At 51.4% G+C, this 17805-nt stretch carries 17 protein-coding genes; 1 reads left to right on the forward strand and 16 read right to left on the reverse strand.

Translation table 11 applies throughout. The features are described from left to right. Window positions 1-78: 78 nt before the first annotated feature. The 14 genes from F3H12_RS05760 to F3H12_RS05825 all read right to left on the reverse strand — a co-directional run bounded on the left by F3H12_RS05760 (window position 79) and on the right by F3H12_RS05825 (window position 14198). Window positions 79-1281: a hypothetical protein gene (locus tag F3H12_RS05760; RefSeq protein ID WP_149678392.1), complete on the reverse strand. Its 1203-nt coding sequence runs from the start codon at window positions 1279-1281 to the stop codon at window positions 79-81. Between the two features lie 446 nt (window positions 1282-1727). Then, complete coding sequence (locus F3H12_RS05765; protein WP_149678393.1) at window positions 1728-2726, reverse strand: hypothetical protein; 999 nt, start codon at window positions 2724-2726, stop codon at window positions 1728-1730. Beyond that, entirely contained in the window at window positions 2713-3267 is a 555-nt protein-coding gene (locus tag F3H12_RS05770; RefSeq protein WP_149678394.1) for a hypothetical protein, read from the reverse strand. The genes F3H12_RS05765 and F3H12_RS05770 overlap by 14 nt, the downstream gene beginning before the upstream one ends. Before the next feature lie 2 nt (window positions 3268-3269). Then, window positions 3270-3698, reverse strand: a complete 429-nt coding sequence (locus F3H12_RS05775; RefSeq protein ID WP_149678395.1) for a hypothetical protein — start codon at window positions 3696-3698, stop codon at window positions 3270-3272. Beyond that, the gene (locus F3H12_RS05780; RefSeq protein ID WP_149678396.1) at window positions 3699-4277 is read right to left on the reverse strand and encodes a hypothetical protein; all 579 of its coding nucleotides are present in this window, start codon (window positions 4275-4277) and stop codon (window positions 3699-3701) included. 39 nt (window positions 4278-4316) lie between these two features. Then, window positions 4317-6347: a hypothetical protein gene (locus F3H12_RS05785; protein WP_149678397.1), complete on the reverse strand. Its 2031-nt coding sequence runs from the start codon at window positions 6345-6347 to the stop codon at window positions 4317-4319. Continuing rightward, the gene (locus tag F3H12_RS05790; protein ID WP_188118401.1) at window positions 6344-8221 is read right to left on the reverse strand and encodes an ATPase, T2SS/T4P/T4SS family; all 1878 of its coding nucleotides are present in this window, start codon (window positions 8219-8221) and stop codon (window positions 6344-6346) included. Before F3H12_RS05790 ends, F3H12_RS05785 begins: the two co-directional genes overlap by 4 nt. Beyond that, on the reverse strand, window positions 8203-9021 hold the full coding sequence (locus tag F3H12_RS05795; protein ID WP_149678398.1) for a CpaE/TadZ family protein: 819 nt from the start codon (window positions 9019-9021) through the stop codon (window positions 8203-8205). The genes F3H12_RS05790 and F3H12_RS05795 overlap by 19 nt, the downstream gene beginning before the upstream one ends. 1 nt (window position 9022) lies before the next feature. Further along, complete coding sequence (locus F3H12_RS05800) at window positions 9023-9679, reverse strand: hypothetical protein (protein WP_149678399.1); 657 nt, start codon at window positions 9677-9679, stop codon at window positions 9023-9025. Between the two features lie 13 nt (window positions 9680-9692). Beyond that, window positions 9693-10643, reverse strand: coding sequence for an SAF domain-containing protein (locus F3H12_RS05805; RefSeq protein ID WP_149678400.1), 951 nt, complete (start codon window positions 10641-10643; stop codon window positions 9693-9695). Window positions 10644-10688: 45 nt separating this feature from the next. Continuing rightward, a complete protein-coding gene (locus F3H12_RS05810) occupies window positions 10689-12089 on the reverse strand; it encodes a serine/threonine protein kinase (protein WP_188118402.1) in 1401 nt (466 codons plus the stop codon). Window positions 12090-12289: 200 nt separating this feature from the next. Continuing rightward, window positions 12290-12577 (reverse strand): phosphoribosyl-ATP diphosphatase, encoded by a 288-nt coding sequence (hisE, locus tag F3H12_RS05815; protein ID WP_149678402.1) that lies wholly within the window; start codon window positions 12575-12577, stop codon window positions 12290-12292. 11 nt (window positions 12578-12588) lie between these two features. Next, complete coding sequence (gene hisI / locus F3H12_RS05820) at window positions 12589-12921, reverse strand: phosphoribosyl-AMP cyclohydrolase (RefSeq protein WP_149678403.1); 333 nt, start codon at window positions 12919-12921, stop codon at window positions 12589-12591. An 11-nt stretch (window positions 12922-12932) separates the two neighbouring features. Further along, the gene (locus F3H12_RS05825; protein ID WP_149678404.1) at window positions 12933-14198 is read right to left on the reverse strand and encodes a homoserine dehydrogenase; all 1266 of its coding nucleotides are present in this window, start codon (window positions 14196-14198) and stop codon (window positions 12933-12935) included. A gap of 274 nt (window positions 14199-14472) precedes the next feature. Here F3H12_RS05825 and F3H12_RS05830 point away from each other — a divergent pair, with 274 nt between their 5' ends. Next, window positions 14473-15078 carry a metallophosphoesterase family protein gene (locus F3H12_RS05830; protein WP_149678405.1) on the forward strand — a complete coding sequence of 202 codons (606 nt, stop codon included), beginning with the start codon at window positions 14473-14475 and terminating at the stop codon, window positions 15076-15078. A 4-nt stretch (window positions 15079-15082) separates the two neighbouring features. Here the strand turns inward: F3H12_RS05830 and F3H12_RS05835 are convergent, their stop codons facing one another. Both F3H12_RS05835 and F3H12_RS05840 read right to left on the reverse strand, forming a co-directional pair. Beyond that, window positions 15083-17044 carry a BMP family ABC transporter substrate-binding protein gene (locus F3H12_RS05835; RefSeq protein ID WP_149678406.1) on the reverse strand — a complete coding sequence of 654 codons (1962 nt, stop codon included), beginning with the start codon at window positions 17042-17044 and terminating at the stop codon, window positions 15083-15085. Further along, complete coding sequence (locus tag F3H12_RS05840) at window positions 17041-17532, reverse strand: ribonuclease FAU-1 family protein (protein WP_149678407.1); 492 nt, start codon at window positions 17530-17532, stop codon at window positions 17041-17043. The genes F3H12_RS05835 and F3H12_RS05840 overlap by 4 nt, the downstream gene beginning before the upstream one ends. Window positions 17533-17805 lie beyond the last annotated feature (273 nt).

Here is a 17805-nt window from a genome sequence, read left to right on the forward strand (position 1 = left end):
CGTCAACAGCTTTCGCGGCATAAACGCTTAGGCTATTGTCTCATTAGCTACCGTTTGATGACCGAGGTAATTTACACACTAATTTGGACTTGACTGTGGCATGTTAGGGCCTTTATAATCATATATTATTAAATCACCCAGCTTTAATTTACTTTCATCAAATTTTCCATCAGTTTTGTAATCAACTTCCTTCCCCATATATTTAAGATGATCGCACCCGCCATTTGCAGGATAGGGAACATATTTGTAATATTCTCTTATGTCGATATCAGGAAAGACTGATTTATACAACGATGATTGCAACGATTGACAATCAAGATACATTTCACCTTCAACATACCTAATTGTACCATCCTCGTTAAACATATCTTTGGTAAGTGGGCCGTTTCCTGCTTTTGAATAGTTATAAATAGGTTCTCTTATTACTCGTTCATTACCCGATTTACTTAAATCATATGAAACTAATTTATAAGCATTGTCTACCAGTTTTTCCCTTAATCGATCTGCTACAACCACATTGAAAGTTTCATTTTGGATACTCTGTTCATTTTTATACACTGATGTCTGATCCGTTTCATTTCTGTTATTTAGCCCTTTACTTTTCTTGTATTCTTCCCAGGTATTTATCCTCCCTTCTCTGACCTGCATGAGTAAAGCCTTTAATTCTTCGTCTTTTTCATATTCAAGCAATTTATCGATGGTACCATTTTTCTCACTCAACAGCTTGGCAATATGGTAAGTCGGATATATTTCACCTGCTATGATCTTTTGCTCGACCCGTAAGATTTCATCCAGCTTTGCCATCGCCTCCTGTTGTTTTTTTTCGATTTTCTGCTCGTCGGCTACTCCTGCTTCATTTATCAGGGCAGGGATAAGCCCGGCTGCCAGCAATGCGGTAACCCTTCCAGTACCCAGTTTTATGTTCAAATTTCCCACTGCAAGCCTGCTGCCTATTGCGGTTGATACGCCCGTTACCCTGTATATCCCGCTTAGCGCCTTCTGCATGTCAAAGTTCAGCCCAAACTTTATACTGCTTTGCGCTATCAGCCGGGCTAGTTGACTTTCATTATTCCGATACCCAACAGCAGCATTGTGTGCTTCCTGTGACAGGGTATACAACTCCCAGGAAGCTTCTTCCGCATGCCTGTGCATCCTTTCCAGCACTTCACGTATCCTCCGGGTGTCTGCACGTACATAGCTCTCGTGATATTTTGCTTCCACCTGCCAAAGGAGGTTCATCACCGTTCTGTATATATGTCTTTCACAGTCTTCTATATCCATGCTGAACCTTTTTATTTGTTGGGACAACGTAACGGACGACTATATAGATTTTATGGCTGCAATTCTTTCCAATGGGAACGGTCGCAAAGCCTCAATGTATGGTTCCCATGAAGCCGTAAATATCATCATGGGTGAATAAGGAGTGATATAGTTAGTGAAAAAAATAAAATGTCTACTACTGTTTTTGCTTATTTTTATAATAGCAAGCTGCAGTGCTATTGAAAACAGAAGCAACCTGGACTCAGAAGTTAGTATAGCTTCATCGACCAGTTATACTGATTGGTGAGTGGTTATTGGTCTACGCGTTGGGGATTCCGTTGATAAACTGATGGATTTATATGGGAAGCCCGCTTCGGCATATAACGGTGCATTCCTGTATCATATCATACAGGAATACGGCTTTCATGATGATATTACCCTTCGAATCCATGCACATCACCATGTGCCTAAGGCCGGCATATGGGACAGGGATAATAGCCCTGGGATGCGGCATCCCGGGCATCGGTAAAGCGGATAAGGCTTTCCTGGTTAAAATCGGGCCTGCTGCTCAGCTCGATATACTGTCTGCAGGAATCCCGGCAATAGACCGGCTTCCCGTCATGTTCGTAGCCCACAAGCTCCGGCCTGCGCAGGATTCGGGCGCCGCCAAAGGCGTTGTTTTCATAAGGGACACCGGTTATGACCGGAAAGCCCTGAGCAAAGACCAGCATGCCCTCGTCGGTGAGGGCCCTTATCCAATCTGCGTCCTCAATCCTTGGGAACCGGAACTTATAGGTTACGCCCATTCGGGCGCTGAAGCCATTGAAACGCGCAATATGGCTTGCCAAGTCCTTTTCAATTGCCTGACTTACAGCTGCCAGACGGACTGCTTCAAAACCTTCCCGGGTCTGAAATTGGGGGAACATCGCCGTGAAATCCGTAAACAGGCCTTCCATTTCCTCACCGCTTGAAGCATCGCAAACGATCACCGCATCCTCCAGGGTATACCTGACGTAATACCGGCCATCCGCAGAGACGCCGGAGTAAGGTTTTTTCGGGTACCAACAGTAGTCCATGATAGTATAGCCATCAGGACCTTCATACTCGTTCAGCGCATAAACCACAAACCCGTCGCGCTCCAGAAAAACAATAACGGGCATACAGCCCTTCACGCGCATCATGCCCGCTCCATTGCCGTATACCCCGAAAGCATAGTACAGGGCATCAAATAAATGGGTCACGGCGATCTCACGGGTGTTTTGGAGGGTCAATCCGCTTTCATCGGACATCCGCCGCCTTTGCTGCGCCAGCACCGTCACCGCATCCTGCACCGCGTTGTCCACCAACTGATCGTAATAGGCCCGAAGCTCACGATCCTTGTGCAGCATGCGGGATTGTATGCCGGAAATGGTTAAATAGGGACCGATAATCATGATGAACACTATCGCCAGGCTAGTCAGCCTCATTTCTCACAAGCCCTCCTGCCCGTACAAAAATGGTCGGCGTTCGGGTATCCGAAAGCAGGAGCATGTCTCGCAAAGCCGTAGCCATGGTTTTTCCCCTGTTGCGCACCTCCACAAACAGCAAATCGCCGGCCTTCATGTCATATCTTCTGGCCTTGTCAAACACATCCGGGCCGGGTTCATCCGGGAACAATACGGACAGGATGGCATCCTCTCCCCGGGATATGCGGTTGATCTCATACTCCCCCGTGAATTCAAGGACTGTACCGTTTTGACGGTATACCGGATTGATCAGGCTTTGCACATGCTCCATGCGGATATCAAAGGTGCATCCGGTGGCATTAAGCCTGCGCACGAACTCGTTGTACATGTTGGGCGTTATATAACCCGCATCCCTCGCGGAATCCACAAACCGGTTGGTTTCCGTGAAGACCACCGTGTAGGCGGCATCGTCCTGCCGTTCCAGCATGTTCATGACAGGAACCAGGAACAGCAGGACCGCGGCCAGGAAGAATCCGAGTATCTTCCACAACGGGCTGTCCATGCTCATCTTCCCCTTATCTCTATTCTGACCGGCCTCCCGTAGGCATTGAAGCGGATATCGGCCTGATAGGTGCCGTCAGGATCGATGGACTCAAGCCGGAAGTCCTCATAGCTTTCGCCGTCTATCACAAGCTCAGGCAATTCCCCAAATTCGGACGGGCCTGCCGTATCTTCATACAGGCTATTCAGAATCCGCTCCCTGTCCGTCCGCCTTCTGGCAAGGAGCAAGTTGGCTACTTCGTGGCCTGTCATATCACCGAAGCATCCGGAAAAAGTCTCCATCGTGGCCACACCGGGCGTATCCGTATATTCCCTGACGCGGGAAGCATAGTCCCGGTAATCCCGGTATAGCGAGAAGAAGGACGTAAAGGCCAGAACAAGCAACAGTAAGGCGCAGCCTATGTACAAGGCCCGGTTCATCTGTTCGTTCATTTATTCCACCTGGGCGCAGATGATGCCCCTGACCACCTGGTTGCTGTCATAGATCAAATAGGAACGGAACTTGCCTGCCGGATTGATATATTTCCCGGGAAGGTTGCTGTTCTCCGCATCCCTTCTTGCCGCATCCCGCGCGGTTTTGCTGACGCTTTTCAAAAGCTCGTCCGATCCGTTGGACAAGATGACGCAGTTGCCATCGGCAGAGAGTGACCCCTTTGTTTCAGACACATACTGGGTGTAGCTGCTGATGCTGAGACCCGTGCCCCTTTTAGGATCCAGGTCCAGGGAGCGCCCACCGTTTGATCCCAATGTGGCAACAAGGACGATCACTTCTCCGCTTCTGCCTGACAGCGTATTGATGGCGCTGAGGATCTGTTCCCCCCTGACCTCTTTTCCGTCAAAGGCGCGCAAGTCTTCTTCCGCCATGCTTTGGGCAATGGAATTGATGTTGCTGTTGGCGGCGGCGCTGGCATTCTTCATGGAGCCGAATACGCTCAGTCCAATGGTAACAACGGCTATGAAAAGCAGAATGGAAACTCCCAGCCAAAGCGCTTTTGAAATGTTACTGTCCATATCGGCATCTCCTTTCCTGATATTTTGCTTATTCCAGATTTAAAATCCCGATAGTTGTTCATAAAATGCCGAAATGCTCTGCATTCCGGTTACCACCATGGGAACGATCAGATACAGGATGATGAGTGCGTAAACCGGCAAAAAGCCCACGATGTTTCCCAGGTTTTTTCTGCTTTCGACAATATGCTCGTTGAGCTCCTTGCGTTTTTCCTGGTTGTAGCGCATTTCATCCTCCAGTTCCTCAAAGGCTTTCTGAACTCCCAGCTCCTCATTGGCCAGCTGGAGGTTTTCAATGATCCCGTCCAGCGGTGGGAATGCGACATCCTCCTTGAGCTGTTCCAAGGCTTCTTCGGAACCCGAACTGAAATTGGCCAAACATTTCTGGATGGGATCTTTAAACTGGACCGAAAACATCTCCATCCACTCCAGGATCTCCTCCACATGGATTCGGTTCATGTCCTTGAGCATCAGGATAATGGTGTGAAACTGGGCCACTTCCTCCTCCATATCGATCCGCCTGACGGCTTTCAGAAAGCGAAGGTTCAGAACAGGTATCTGGTATCCCAGTACAAAAAACAACAGGCACAGGAGCAATTCATACCATTTGAACTTGCAGTTGCCCAGGCGATGGCATTTATCCAGAATCCTCTGGACGGCCAGGTCCTGGGCCGCCTGATCCTGTATTCCCTCTTCCGCCAGCGCCTCTCGGATAAGTGCTTCATCGGGCTTATGGCGGATCCGCGTCAGGATGTTCCTGTCCATATCGGTTATCTCCTGAAGTTTCTCATACTCCGCGTCGGACAGCCTGCCTCCCAGGTACCCTCTCGGAATCTCCGGAACATGCAGGATGCGGTGGGCATAGTTCAGATTGAGCCCGATAAACAGGGCAAGCCCAATGATGAACGCCGCAAGGCCTGCCAGGATCCTGCGCGTATAAAGAATCCGGATATTGATGCCCGACATGCTCCCCTTGATCAGGGATTCCAACTTCGCTCTTTTCGTCGTGTAGTTGCCGGGCACCAGCCGGTCCACGACAGCATAAAGGCCCATGTCATACAGCCGGTTCACCAGGGATTTTCGTTCACCGTAAAGCCTTTCCGGCCCGTCAAAGCGTTGGATTCTTCGTAAGGCCATGCACGCCGCCAATGCGGCGATAATCGTTCCAAGCCCCAGGACGATGCCGACCCGGCTGTTGTAAAAGTTGTCCAGTGGGGTAAAACTGTTTCCTGCCCATTGCCGCAGGGGCTTGATGAAGAAAATCGGCAGAAGCGAGATAACGTTCAGGCTTCTTAAGGCAAATCTCAGCCTTTCCCGCTTGAAGATCTCCGCCCGTATTTCGCCGCTCAGGTGGCTGATCCCCCTGACAAACACCGAACCCCCGTCCTTCCAGGTATCCCCATACTCCCTGGTGATGTAGATCATGCCTGCCAGGAGCTTCAGGTATTTGTTGGGCGCCACCTCATAGTAATGCTCAAGCCCGGTCTCCTGATCCGCTCCGGACAGGATGTCGCTGATGCGTTCAGCCTGCATGTAAATCTCATACAATCCTCTTTTATTCAAGGCCTCACAAGCCTCTGACTGGGCATCCTCCACCGACTTGAGCTCGTAATACTTGTGCCTGAGCAGTTCATGGTATACAAGCTGCTGTTTCAGCAGCCTAATATGGATATGAGATACGAAGATATCCATAACGGTATCCCCCAGGAGGAGCAAGACCAGCACAAATATAAGCAGCATACCCGGATCGCGGGTGATAAGCCAGAAAAACAGCACCAGCATCACAAAAGCGGACACCGTGATGAGAAATACGGAAGCGGTTTTTCTGCGGACGGTCCGTTCGTCGAAATGGGTATAAAACTCCAGCCGCTTTCGGATATAGTGAAGGATATATCTTGAGAAACGGCAGCGGTTCAAAATGGCATACAGGTATATGAGAAAGGCGGTTATGATCCCACTGCCGCTTCTCAGGCTTTTGCCTCCAAGACTCGCTTTTTGCTGTCTGACGGCCAGCAGGGCAAGCATTGCCGCGCCCAGGCCGCATGCAATGGCAACGATAAGGTAAGCGTTCATCCCACCAAACCCCGGTTCTTCTCAAGAAACCCGGAAAAGGCTTCACCATCCTCCTGGGACATGGCCTGGAGCATGCGGCGGACCTTTTCCCGGCTGATGGGGTTGACGATGCGGTATTCCCCATCCTGGAATTCTATAATGTTCCGCGTTTCAAAGCTCGGTCTGTCGGTCATTCTGGCGTAGAATTCAGCGGTGGTCTCCATGAAATCGGTTTGCTTCTGAGCCATGGTCTTTGCCTCTCTGAACGCCTGGGGATAAGGCTTTTGCGCAGGCAGTTCGATGATCTCGGTGATGCGCTCGATGTACCTTTTCCCCCTGAAATCCCTGGCAAGATGGATGTCGAAGTCCAGGACCGACACCACCTGCTGTTCGGCGATCTTTTCATTGTTGAACATCTCGCATTTGAGCAGGGAATTCCTCAGGGAATAGACCAGATCCCTGGTCGTTTTGGCATGATGGGTGAAAAGGGTGAACAGGGAAGCCACCTGTGCCATCTGCACCATCCATGCCGCGACTGGGTCGGTGGCCACTTCCCCGAGGATATTGACGCTGCCGTCGGTCTTTTTCTGGATGTCAAGACCCTCCTGGCCCGAGATGTTTTCAGTTTCCCGGAAGGTGAGGATATTGCGTTCCGGGTAGAGTTTTCTCAGGTGAAGCTCAAAGGCCATTTCCTGGACCCGCAGGGTCAATGTGGGATAAATATGCCGTACCATGGCCATGAGCAGGGTGGTTTTCCCGCTGCCCTGCTGGCCGGTGATTGCGGTGATCATACAGCCTTTGACCAGGTACTTGATAAGACTGACGGGAAGTTCTGCGCCCTTGTCGGTGATCAGTCCCTCAAGCGTCACATCGCGGATATGGAACTTGCGGACAAAGAAGGCCCAGGATTCCGAAAACGGTGGCCTGACCACCAGAACGCGGCTTCCGTCCTTCATCTCGTTCACACGGTAACCGGTAGCTTCGGACAGCTGGCCGCCCCGGTTATACCGGTAGATGTTCTGGCAGACCCGGCGCAGTTCCTTTTCGCTTTCAAAGCTCAAAAAATCCAGCTTGATGGTTTTCCCCCTGAAAAAGATCCATATGCTTTCATAGGATCTCGGCACCTTTTGGGCCGGCTCCCGGGACGGCCAGCCTGATGAAGGCCCGTAGAAATCCGCATCGGTAACGCCGGAAACGCCTCCCGAAACGCCGTCGATGTTCATATCCCGGATTTCATCAATGACGCCAAGCCCCTTGTATTTTTCATAAACGGCCTGGGTGATGATCTCAAGCTTGTCCTCATGGCTCAGCACGGGGCTTTCACGTTCATAGAGTTCCTCTATCTCCCGGGCCGTGATGATATAGCAGGAGCTGTCGTCATCGGATAATTTTTTCTCACGGTCCAGCCCGTTGGACTCAATCAGGACGGCCAGGGCATCCTGACCATACCGTTTTTTATACTCATGGAGCAGGATGAAGAATTTTTCCTTTACCGACAGCAGAAAAGGATTATCGAAGGGTATGGCGCTGCCAAGCCTATCCCTGGGTATATAGGCGCTCAGGATATCATAGATAAATGCCTTGACAAACTGCTTGTCCTCGATGGAGCCATGCATGCAGTTTTTCAAAGCCTTCTTCAGCACCAGGCGCTTATTGGCCTGCTTTTTGTATTCCACTTCATTGAGACCCAGTTCCAGAAGGTTTGCCCTGGTTATGGCGTCAAGGGATTCCTTGATATGTTCCACCAGGCTCGGTATGGTGTATTTGGAGGCATCCTGGTCCTTTTTGAACTCAGGCCTCATCTGGCGGCTTTTCAGAAAGAGCACCAGAAAAAGCGCCAGAGAAGCTAAAATAACGATGATGAACAGCGTGTTGATCAGGTCGGCGACGGGCATTTTTCACACCCTTTCAGCACATGGTCAACAAGCCCCGAAAAGGCCTGGGCGAACTCATGATCCGGTCCTTTCCTGGCCTGCAGGCAGTATGCCATAAAGTCAAAAACCCGGCCGGTATTGCAGGCATCCATGAACCCCACATGATAGGGAACCGGAAAAAGAGATTTGGCATCTAAACCGTATTCCCGGGCGATGTTGCCCAGCGTGAGCGATGATGCGGGTTCATAGCGGGAGATGACGTAAGCGGTCCTTTTGCCAGCCAGCACCGGGTGTTCCTCCATGGTCCTGCGGAAATCATCCAGGAGCACCCGGTTCTGACTGAGGCAGCAGACGATAATATCCGAATTCTCCAGAAGTCTGCGGCTGTTGGTCCCTTCAAGCCCGCTGTGCAGGTCCAGAATGATCAGGTCATAACACGCTTTGGCGCACATGAAAATGTTCAGCAGCAGATCCTGTTTTTCGGCGCACAGGTTTTCCCTCTTCGCGCTTCCAAACAGGAGATCCAGGCCATGGTTTTTCATCAGGGACCAGGTATAGTCCGGAATCATCTCGGGCCGAAGCCTGCCGTTCCTGTATAGGCGGATGAGGGCATCCAGTCCCTGATTCGTATAGTCCAGCATCCTGATGGCCGCCTGTTCCCTTTTCCTTAACAGGTAATGTTCCAGGGCATTCATTTCGATATGGTTCTGGGTTACCAGGATCCGGTAAGATGTTTTCAGGGCCAGAAAACAGGCTGCGGCCACGGCATTGGCCGTTGTGGCTGCCTGTCCGTGCATGTTTGACCAAAACGCGATTTGCAAACTACTTCATCCTTTCCGCCTTTTTCAGGCATTCCTTCAACTGCTTCAGCTCAATCCCCGTAAGGCTGTTGAGGATGTTGAGAACCTGCGCTTTCCAGACCGGAGAAAACCTCCTTATATGAAGCTTTTCCTCGTAAAGGCTCTCCATAAAGGCCGCAGCATTTCCTTCCTCAAAGTAAAGGACATGGTTCCAGGTCACATTGACCGCATCATACATCCTGCGGTAATAGAGCTTTTCCAAAAAGCCCGGGCTGACCCGGCAGTATTCATAGATGTCATAATAGATGATGTGGATATCGGTATAGGGGTATTGCTGCAGCAAGGCCCGGGTCTGCTCCACGGTATGCTCAAAGGCTGAGCGCTCGGCCTTGAGCAGGGAGACCAGCTTGACATCACGACCAGCATTCAGCGCAAGCTCCGTATCAATCAGCGCATAATCGCATGGATTGGTCTGCAGGAGCTGCTCAAGCTGTTCCCCGTTATGAAACTGGCGCACCTCGGTCCCGCAAAAATCGTATACATCCCCGTGATCCTCATCATAACCATACCGGCAGGCCGAGTATATCCTGACCGAATAGGCTGAAGCCAGTATCCGGGCGATGCTCAGCAGGAGTACCTTTTTGCTCTCGGTATGGGAGCCCAGAAAAACGATCCGCATGCCGCATCCTCCTCTACAGCCGGTTGTTCAGATCATCGGTCCGGGAATCTTCCACGGGCCGGTCATCGGGTTGCTCCGTTGCGATATCTGAAGGGGACGGACCGAACCGGCCGGGTTCCCCATAGACACCCCTTTTGCCTGAAAAGACAAGCTCCTCATCGATCCGTTTTTCAAAATTCATGCGGTTTCTCACTTCCAGCGCCTCGATGGCGCGGTCCACGATGTTCGGATTGGTGCTGATGAGCTCCAGGACCTCAAGATTAGCCGGATAGGTTTTTATAGCATCTTTCTGGATATCGGGCGCCACATACTGGACCGCATAAAGGGTGGACCCTTCCACCAGGCTGGCATCGACAATGGCACTGGACATGCGGAGGATCTCCTCCTCGGTCATGTGAAGCCAAATCAGGCTGTTTTGCCCGTTTTCCCCATGCCGGCAGTCAACCACCCTTTTCTTGGAAAGGATGATATAGTCAAGGCCATTGGGAAACATGATCCGCACATCAACGAATCCGCCTTTTTCCAGCCTTTCCGGCAGGTTCACCACCGTGTATTCCATCACCCTGAGATCATCCGGATACTCCTCCTCGGCGTAGAACAGGGACCGCGTCACGATGGTGTTTTTGGTGATATCACAACGCATGACCATCCCCAGGGCTTCCTCCAGGATCAGAACGGCATCGGATGGTATGACCCGTTCATTTACCTCCGCGGGTACCAAATCCGTATCCGCAATGGTTTCACCGGCTTTTTTATCCGACTGGAAGACATAGACAAGCGACATGGGATATTCCTCATTGAAGGCCTGCCGGGTTTCCTCCGTGATCTGCGCCCGCATCTCGGATTCCAGCCGGGCCAGGTTCGAGCGGTAGTACAGATAGCCTCCTGTCAGCAGGAGAACCGATATGGCCAGTCCCAGCAAAAAGGCCAGGACCATGTGAAAGCGGCGGGGCTTGATAAACAAAACCCTCTCCTCCTTTGAGCAGATTATGCGTTATGGGTGCATGCATCAAACCGGAACACACCCGATTCCCGACATCAGCATGGCCTCATCGAGAACCGCCTGAATATTCTTTTGTTCATTCCTGTTTTGACTGAAAGGATTGGAGACATGGGGAAAAATCAAAACATGGTTTGTCTGAAGTGTTTTTTTAAGTTGCCTGATGTCTGCCTTTCCGAAAGGCATAAACACATAAATCCATTCCCGGTTGGGATCAAAGAGGCGCATCCGATCCATGAAATCCCGGATCAAAGCCAGCTTCCAGTCTGCCGTGGGGCAAAGGACCAGCCGGATATCCGAGCGGTTGAATTCACTGATGGCTCTTTCGCCGCTAAGGCAGCCAAAATCCCCAACAATCCTGCTGAAACCCCTTCCATAGGGGTTGGCTGGTGTGCTGTGCGCCTTAAAATAAGTGATACCGTCCGCCACAAAAATGTCCTCATCCACATGGGTCAACCGGTTGCTTCTGCCCATCACGGCTTCCAGGCGCGCCAAATCCCCGTTGCCGCAGTGTTCGGCAAAGGCTGTCCTGTATCCCCTGGATGCAAAGTAATTGGCAAGGCAGAGCGCGGCGAAGGTGACCCCGGTACCGCGGGCGATACCCGCCACACCTATGATCAGGCGTCCGGCATAGTTGCCATGCGTACCTGACACGGTCCTTCCGGAATGCTGCAGGCTGTTCATCCGGCTGAGCAAAGCCAGGCAGGTCCTGGCATCCCCGATGCGTTTTGCGGGATCATGCCTGACAAGATCCTTTATAAAGTTTGCAAATGCCTCCGAAACACTGCTTTGATCCAGGTGATGCCCAATCTCATCATGGGTGATGGTTGCCGGATGGACACCCGTAGCCAGATGGAAAAGGGTCATCCCCAGGTTGTACAGGTCGGTTCGTTCATCGGATTTTCCGGAACCGAACTGCTCCGGCGCCGCATATCCCTGTGTCCCGATATAGACCGTATCCTCCAGAGATTGCTCATTGAAGGACTTGGCGGTACCGAAATCCACCAGGTGCAGCCTGCCGCTGCCATCCAGGATGATGTTGGAAGGTTTCAGATCCCGGTAGATGACCGGCGGCTGCCTGGAATGCAAATAGTCCAGCACATCGCAGAGCTGCCTGGCCCATTCGATCAGCTGCGCTTCGCCGACCTTTCCTCCCGCCTTCAGAAGTTCGGCCAGGGTTTTTCCCTCGATGTAATCCATGACGATGTAGGTGTACCGTTCATCCTCGAACAGATCGGCTACTCTTGGCAGCATGGGGTGATTCAGGCATTTCAGGATGTTGACCTCTTGCATCTCGCCGACGGCTGAGGGATTGCCCCTGTCGATGACTTTGATGGCCCAAAGGTTGGACAGGACCATGTTCTCGGCAAGGAAAACGGTGGAATAGCCGCCCTGACCAATGCGCTTCAATATTCTGTATCTGAGCCCAATAATCTCCCCTTGCTTCATATTTCACCATAATTATGTATGTATTTACAGTTTAGTATTATACCAGCATTTTTTATATTTTTCAATATAAAATTAGGAATGTTGTTAAAATATAGCGAAAATGAAAAAGGATAGCTGTCATAGCGACAGCTATCCTCATTTTTCACCGGTCAACGGGAAAATTATCTTCTTTTTTGGAGCTCCTGGCAGATGTCATCCCAGGTAAGGCCCCTGTCAACCATCAATACGGTGAGGTGATAGAGCAGATCGGCAATCTCGTATCGGATCTCATCGGGATTGTTGTTCTTGGCGCCGATGATCACCTCGGCTGCCTCCTCCCCGACCTTTTTGCAGATCTTGTCTATCCCCTTGTCAAACAGGTAATTGGTATAGGAACCCTCCTTGGGATTCACCTTTCTGTCGGACACCACCTGGTATATTTCATCCAGAATTTGGAATGACGCACTCATCGTAATCCTCCTCAAAACTCTATCTCGTTGAAAAAGCAGGTCCTGTTTCCGGTATGGCATGCAGGCCCCGTTTGTCTTACCTTCAGCAGGATGGTATCCCCGTCGCAATCAAGGAACAGGGAAACAAGCTGCTGGCGGTTTCCCGATGTTTCGCCCTTGGTCCAGAGGCACTGGCGGCTCCTGCTGTAATAGGTCACCTGACGGGTTGCCAGTGTTTTATTCAGGGCCTCCTCGTTCATCCAGGCCATCATGAGGACTTCTCCGGACTCAATATCCTGCGCGATGGCGGGAACCAGCCCCTGGCTGTTCCATTTGACGCTTTCCAGAAGTTTCTGACCGTCCATGCGCCGCCCTCCTAACGTTCCACCCGGATCATGCTCTCAATGGAGGAAACGGCAGCACAGCCCTTCATATCCTCCAGGGCACGAAGCAGGGATTGCTCATGGGCTTCATGAGTGATGAAGATGAGGCTGGCGTTTTCGCCCCTGTTCTTCTGGATGACCGATTCAATGCTCACGCCATGCTTGCCGAACAGGCCGGCAATCTCCGCCAGGACACCGGGACGATCGGAAACCAGCATGCGTACATAATACCGGGAAATCCAGTCCTTTTCAAAGATCACAGGCGCCCCGTCCATCCCCGTCCGGTGATGCCCGTTCTCGTTCTGGCAGGCCGTGATGATATCCGAGACTATCGCGCTGGCCGTGGGAAAATCCCCCGCTCCCCTGCCATAGAACATGAGGTTCCCCACGATATCCCCCTCAATGAAAATCGCGTTGTAGGAATCCCTCACCGCGCAGAGGGGATGGGATAGCGGAATAAAGGTGGGATGCACCCTGGCTTCAATCCTGTCGCCATGCTTCTTGCCGATGGCCAAAAGCTTAATGCCATATCCCAGTTGCTGCGCAACGGCGATATCCTCCGCAGTCACCCGGGTAATGCCCTCGCAGAAGACGTGTTCCAGCGGCACCTGGTTTCTGAAACAGATGGTGGAAAGGATGGAGAGCTTGAACTTGGCGTCAAGGCCCTCGATATCCGCGGTCGGGTCGGGTTCCGCATAACCCAGGCGCTGGGCTTCTTTCAATGCTGTGTTGAAATCGGATCCATCCTCCGACATCCGCGTGAGGATATAGTTGGTGGTGCCGTTGATAATCCCCATGAACTTTTGGATGTGGTTAGCCTGGAGAGAGCGTCGGATGGTTTTGATGATGGGAATGCCGCCGGCGACACTGGCTTCATAGTAAAGCCCGGCTCCGCTTTTCACAGCCTCCTGCTCCAGTGTGTGCCAATGCTTGGCGATGACTTCCTTGTTGGCGGTTACCACCGACTTGCCGTTCATAAGGGCTTTTCTGATATAGGTAAATGCAGGCTCCTCGCCACCCATGAATTCGGCCACCAGGTCTATCTCCGGATCGTTAAGGATCGTCCCGGCATCGGTCGTCAGGGTGGCGGGATCGATATCGACGGCACGCGGCTTGGACTTGTCCCTGACAAGCACCCATTTCACATCCAGATCCAGGCCTTCCCGTCTCTTGAACATTTCGGCGTTTTGCCTGAGGACCTTCATGACGCCGCATCCAACTGTTCCCAGTCCAAGGAACGCCAGTTTCACTTTTTTCATAAATCCTCCAAACCCCTTTTTCATGTGGCTAAAGCCGCACTGCATATGCACATGGGCTTAGCCACCCGGTTGTATATGCGTTACCCTTTAGGGTAAAATGTTACTATAAAAATGTTTAAGGCCGATTATGCCAAATCCCGGCGAAAAATGCCGGAATGAAACAGACATAATGACCTCCCATCCAAAGACAGGGATATTGCTGTTTATTTATAACATTATACCAAAAGGGACCGGGGCATTAAAGACCTTTTCTCTTAGGCACAGGAGGCACTTCATGCGCATATTGGCGGTAGCCGATACCGAAAGTGAATATATATGGGACCATTTTGACGCGTCAAGGTTTGAGGGCGTTGATCTGATCATCTCATGCGGTGACATCAAGAGCCAGTACCTGTCTTTTCTGACCACCATGATCAAGGCCCCTCTGTTCTATGTTCATGGCAACCACGATACCGGCTATGCGACAAACCCTCCCGAAGGCTGCGACAGCATTGAAGACAGGCTTGTCGAATACAAGGGACTGCGGATCGTGGGCCTTGGGGGCAGCATCAAGTACAATGATCATCCCTACCACAGCGTTCCGCCCTGGCAATACACCGAAAAACAGATGGCCAGGCGCATCCGGAGACTGGAAAGGAAGATCTGGATCAAAAAAGGTTTCGATATCCTTGTCACCCATGCGCCGGCTTACGGCATCTCGGACGACAAGGACCTCTGCCATACCGGATTTCAATGTTTTGTGCCGTTTCTGGACAAATACCGGCCACGTCTCATGATCCATGGCCACATGCACAGAAAATACGGCAAGGCGCCGCGTTCCATCGTATATAACGATACGCTGGTGGTGGACGCTTTCGGCTATTACCTGCTGGACATCTGAAGCATCATGCGCCCGCGATCTTGCCCGTGGAAAGATCGCTCAAGGGGTTGAGGCCCTTGGATTCCGGCATGGAGCATATCACGCCTTCCGCCAGCCAGTCCATCATCAGGATCTGAGGATGTTCCAGGATCTCGTCTTCTTCCACCACAAGCCTTCCTTCCCTGTCGCGGATCGGGCCTGTGAAGACCTTAAAGCTCCGGGAAATGATGGCGCTCTTGAAAAGTTCAATGAGTTTCCGGGTCTCAATGGGGATATGGGTTCTCGCATAGAAAAAGTCCAGCAAACCGGAGTCGAGGCCCCACCAGTAGTTGCGCATGGTACCGGGGGAGGACGGATCATGGCCCAGCCTGGTACCGCCCGCCAATACGCTCCTGATATACTTCTCATAAAAGATTCCCCAGTTCCAGACAGGCACGGCCAGGTATTTCTCAGGGACATAGTCGCCGTTTTCGTCCCGCTTGATAGTATACACGCCGTACTCCCTTGAGAACTGGCGGTTGACAAGGGTATTGTGGTGGCAGATGATATCGGCCCCCTGTTCGGCTATCCTTTTGGTGCATTCGGGCGTTGCGAGGGCAAAGTTCCATGTCTGCATCCATTCCACATAGACCTGCACCTCCGGCCTGATCATGCGCGCACCCAGCGTAAACGCATTGATACTGCTGATGACGTCATTGACAGGGAAAGGGGCGATATAGCCCAGTTTTCCCGTCCGGGTCATGGCGCCGGCCACAATGCCGCACAGGAACCTGGGCTCATGGATCCTGCCGAAATAGGTGTTCACATGTTTGAAGGAATGCATAGCCGAACAGTTGAGCAGGTTTACCCCGGGATTTTCCATGGCCACCTTCAGGGTCGCGTTGATCAGGGACGGGCTGGTGGTGAATATGATCTGGCAGCCCGCATCAATCATTTTCTGGAGGATGGGCGCAGCCTCAATGCTCTCCGGCAGCCCGGTGACCGTCACGGTCTCCACGTTCTGGGCCAGCACATGTTCCAGGTGCATCCGTCCCAGCTCATGGGAATAGACCCAGCTTGAAGAAGCGGCGTCATTGACATGGGCAAAGCCTACCTTCAGCTTTTCATTGCGCATTCTGCCGGTCAGCCTGCCGATGAAGCCGGATTCCACCTTGAGCTGCGGGCTTTTCTGCACCTCAACGGCCTGCTCACCCTTATGATATTCCATTTCGGCGATAAACCGCTTCATGATGGCCCGAAGTTCATCCTCCGGTATGGCGTCTTTGATGCCATGGATCTTGAGATAATCCAGGAAGGCATCGCCCGTCGTGATGGGCAGATTCCCGCCTCCCAGTTCATAGAATATATTTCTGAAAGCGTTGTAAACGGCGCTCAGAAAATACCTGAACCTGTCCTCTTCATTGATCATCCTGCTGGACGGTCGGTAATCCTTGATAAGCTCCCAGAGTTCCTGGAAGCTGCCTTCCTTTGAGAACCATATCTCATTGATGCCCGTCTTCTTGTTAAAGTCCATGAACTCATAGTACAGGCGGATATCCTTGTTGTTCTCATCATATTTCGGGATCAGCCGGGTCACATGCCCCTGGTAGGAATAGTTGTCCAGGTATTTGAGGACGCTGACCCGTTTATTTCCCTCCACAACATAGAACCAGTTCAGGTACTCGTATACCTTTATCGGATCGGAAAGGCCCTTCTTATTCTGAATGTTGTATACATGCTGCCACTTCATGGCAAACTCAGTGTCCACATCCATGAGCGGCATGTAATTGCGGGCGAAGGATATGCTCCGAAGATAGGTATAGGTGCCGCGGATCTTTTTCAGGGGTATATCCACAATGCCCATATCCACTTCGGACACGATGTCGATATTCTTCAGGGCACCGTCCAGAAACGGCAGGTAACCGTTCCGGCCCTGGGATATATAATTGGAATATTCTTTAAGCCCCAGCTTCCGTGCGTTTATGTAGGCCGTCAAGTCCTGACTCATAGCATGATTCCCCCTTTATGGGTATAGTTTGTTATCATCACAGTTATCCAGGAAGGAACATCCGTGGTGTAGATCTTCTGAAGTAGCTTATTGCATCGTTTGAGTGCCAGTAACAGCTGTTCTTTTGTGACGAGTCCCTGTTCATAGGCTTCGGCCAGTTCATCCAGATCCAGGACCTCAAGCCTTGCACCTTTCCTGAGCACCACATCCACAAGCAAATCGTGAAAATACAGGGCATCCTCTTCCGCATCGTAGCGGACATCGACGATATCGCAGTACCATGTGATATTGCCCTGCGCATCCTTCATGGCATTAATTTTCCATCCCTCGTCAAGAAAAATGCAGGAAATGCCGCTCTTGATATCGTTCCTCGGATGGATGGGATCCCATGACGTGACAAGATACCGGTGATCCCTGAAAAGAATCCTGTCGGAGGAAAGTTCCACAATCTCATAGGGCATGTAGCGGACGCGATAGAGCCTGGGCATGGTCCCTCCTGTCTGCGCCTGCAGCGCGGGTCGGTTGCCTGGAACGCCTTTCTGTCTGACGGATGACGAGCGGCTTTGGCGTTTTGATGATGCATATGCCGTGCCTAGATCTTGTTGGATAAATTTTATCAGAGCCGCAGGAAAAATAAAAGTCCATCATTTTGCACCTCCGCAACATCATAATCATATGTGGGTTTTTCCCGGTCCATTCGGGCAATATGCTATAATCTCTTTGACGAACACCGACGTTTTATGGTTTGACGTTTCCACCAG

The sequence above is a fragment of the Thermoclostridium caenicola genome, from assembly GCF_900142095.1.
In the GTDB taxonomy this organism is placed as follows: Bacteria; Bacillota; Clostridia; order DSM-8532; family DSM-8532; genus Thermoclostridium_A; species Thermoclostridium_A caenicola.